1 protein-coding gene is annotated in these 288 nt (G+C 52.4%); it reads right to left on the reverse strand.

Features of this window, described 5'->3' with window-relative positions; translation table 11 throughout:
- Window positions 1–241 (reverse strand): ABC transporter substrate-binding protein (locus HBA93_RS20630; protein WP_221724514.1); only part of this gene is annotated, 241 nt, incomplete at its 3' end.
- Between the last annotated feature and the right edge of the window lie 47 nt (window positions 242–288).

Consider the following 288-nt stretch of genomic DNA (forward strand, 5'->3'; position numbering starts at 1 on the left):
TAGCGACCAGCAATCCGGCCGATGTGTCGGAATAAGGCAGGATCGTCACGTCCAGTCCGGCTTCTTTGTAAAAGCCCTGATCACGGGCAATAAACATGCCGATATGATTGGTATTCACCGTCCAGTCGAGTGCGACAGTCACTTTCGCCGGCTCTTTGGCGAAAGCAGAGAGTGGTAAAACGCTCATCGCGCCAGACAGAGCCAGTGCGGAAAGCAGGCGGCGGCGGTTCAGAATTGCCATGATTGCTTCCTTATGAATTCAAGAGGAGATCTAGTATTTCAGCTTCC

Source organism: Ochrobactrum sp. SFR4 (assembly GCF_019730395.1).
GTDB lineage: Bacteria > Pseudomonadota > Alphaproteobacteria > Rhizobiales > Rhizobiaceae > Pseudochrobactrum.